General features: G+C 39.9%; 2 protein-coding genes. One reads left to right on the top strand and one right to left on the bottom strand.

Annotated elements, in window-relative coordinates:
* A partial coding sequence (locus tag VB654_RS21690; RefSeq protein ID WP_323215869.1) for a DEAD/DEAH box helicase occupies nt 1-1,821 on the bottom strand: 1,821 nt, incomplete at its 3' end.
* Between the two features lie 218 nt (nt 1,822-2,039).
* On the opposite strand from VB654_RS21690, the gene VB654_RS21685 reads away from it, so the two are divergent.
* Nucleotides 2,040-2,802, top strand: a 763-nt coding sequence (locus VB654_RS21685) for a sacsin N-terminal ATP-binding-like domain-containing protein (RefSeq protein WP_416235702.1), incomplete at its 3' end; no start/stop codon positions are given.

Here is a 2,802-nt window from a genome sequence, read left to right as displayed (position 1 = left end):
TTTTACTGGGTCAGTTAGCACCGTCAGGCTACTGGTTTGTGATTCTGTACCTGCAACCGTAAAAAGTTGGCTATCTGCTGTCTGTTTTAATATGGCTCGTTTACTGTTGAGGTCGAGGGAAATGCACTGATAAGTCAGCATTTGTCCATGAGCATCTTGTCGTTTGTAGATGGCTTGGGGATGAACTTCACGGTGAGCAATGTCTGCGGAGATTTCTTCTAGTTCTTCCCCAGATGTGGCATCTACTAATTTGATGGTAGTTTGAGATAAACCACCCCGAAAGTTCACATCTTTATGGGGATATCCTTTAGCCCACAAGCCATTGCGACCTTTATGCAGATGTCCTTGGGCTAACAAAAGTTTTGCGATATCGAAAGCGGTTGTGCCAAAATAGTGTTTGATTTTGTGGGTGGGGATGCCTGTTTCTGCGGCTGCACACATCAAATGCTTGGCGGCAAAGATGGGATATTGGTCATTAAAGAATACTTCTTCCACTTCTCCAGATACCAGCATTTCTGGATGTTCTGCTACGTAACAGTCAATGGGATTGAGGGCGTTGGGAAGCAGCAGGGTGATTCCAGGCTGAGAACGTCCGGCTCGACCACTGCGTTGCTGATAGGCCATTTTGGAGCCTGGCCAGCCCCGTAATACACAACATTCTAGTTCTGGTAAGTCAATTCCCGCTTCTAATGCTTCTGTGGCGATAATCCATTTGATTATACCTGACTGGAGTTGGTTAACTACTTCTGCCCGACGCTCAGAGGTGATGCCACTGTAAAATGCGGCTACTTGGTGGGATTTTAACAGTTCTGTGACTTCCCGGACACTGCGGCGAGAGTTACAAAAGGCGATACCTGACTTACCTTGATGGTGTAAAAATTGAATGATTCCCGCAGTGTCGGCTGTTAAATTATAACTAGGTTGAGTGACAATTACTTGTCTGGGTGGTGCAGCGGCTCCACTTTTGCGAATCCAAATCAGGGGTTTGGGGTTGAGTTTAGTGGGTTTTAAGCCAGAGATTTTCAGTGCTAGTTGTTTAGGATTACCACAAGTGGCGCTGAGGAAAATAAATTGCAGTTTCTGGGAGTCACCACCGTAATGGTCTACGGCTAGTTTGATGCGCCGCATTAGCCATGTCATATTTGCGCCATAGCTGCCGGCAAGGGTATGGGCTTCGTCAATCAATATATAGCGCAGTCGCTGATAAAAGTTTGCCCAAGGTGCAGATTTCCAGGTTTGCTTGAGTTGAAAGTGGATTAATTCGGGAGTTACACCTAATATATGCGGTTCGCTTTTGAGGATTTGTTGTCGTTTTTCTGATTTGACATCTCCGGTGAGCATTGCCATGACAGGTCGAGATTTTGTGGGTATGCTGGAGAGTAGTTGCGAGATTTTATGGCATTGGTCTAGTGCTAAGGCTCGCAGTCCATAAAATGCTAAGGCTCGGTGTTCTTGATTGATGCAACCTTCGATAATGGCGGGGTATGTGCTGAGGGTTTTACCACTGGCTGTGGGAGAGGTGAGGATTAAACTTTTACCTTGTCTAATGGCGCGTAAAGTTTTTAGTTGGTGAGAGTAGAGTTGGTTAATTCCTAATGATTGCAGGGCTGTAATTAATTGCTTTGGTAGGTCTTGAGGGATATTTTTGAGATCAGGTTCTGTGGCGGGAATTGTTTGTTGCCAGAGTAATTCTTCACCTAGAAATTCGGTGATATCTGTTGGTTCAGTCAGATGGTGATTTGAGTGGGAATTTTCTGTAATGGGTGTGTTAGGTGGTGTCCAAAGGCTTTGCAGCAAGGCATTATAATTGGGCGTGTTCATTGCGGTGTTTTTTGAACATTGCCCTAAAAAATCCCCCATTGGGGGAGTGATATTGAATAAACTCAGCAAACCTTATTATTAATAATAAATATCTGTAAGAAAATAATAAATAATGTTACAAAAAATTATAAAAATTATAATTAGATGATTTTTTGATTTTACAGTGTTATATATATAAATATTATTTAAAATCTCAAGATTATTTTTAGGACTAAACAATGGCTGAACATCATCCCCTTGGAGATATTGAATTTCTGAGCTACAACCTTTTAAATAGTTATTTACCTGGGTTTCCTATTCTCAAGGAATTAGTACAAAATGCGGAAGATGCTAAAGCTAGTTGTTTAGACTATGGCTGGATGCAAGGTATTCCAAATGCTACACACCCATTATTAAAATCTCCTGCTCTTTTCATGCTGGATAATGGAGAATTTACAGAATACAATGCAAAAGCAATTAGATACATTTTGGGAGGTAGTAGTAAACCCAATGAGCAAGACTCTATTGGCAAATTTGGGCTAGGTCTAAAAAGTGTTTTTCATTTATGTGAAGCTTTCTTTTATATTGCACCAGATATTCAAAATTCAAAATATCGTACTTGGGATATTTTTAATCCTTGGGCGGGCGCACAAAATAAAGATGAATATCATGAAGGTTGGGATTATTTCATTGAGAAAGACAGAGATTTAATCAAATCATATTTAAAAATAATATTAAATAAAAAAGATTATCAAGAAAAATGGTTTATTTTATGGATACCTTTGAGACAACGTAACCATAATACCATACAAAATCAAGAAGAGGATGTTCCTCCTTTTATCAAAAAAGGCGATAATGAATTTTTTGAAAATGGTATCCCCGAATTTTTAAGAAGTAAAGAAACCAGAAAGCAGCTTAGTATATTAATGTCCCTATTAGGAACCATAAATAATATCAAGTATTGGGAAAATGATTGGAGTAAACCTCTATTTGATATTAGAG

Source organism: Nodularia sp. UHCC 0506 (genome assembly GCF_034931045.1).
Taxonomy (GTDB): domain Bacteria; phylum Cyanobacteriota; class Cyanobacteriia; order Cyanobacteriales; family Nostocaceae; genus Nodularia.
The sequence above is the reverse complement of the archived record's forward strand: the minus strand, read 5'-3'. Positions and strand labels throughout refer to the sequence as shown.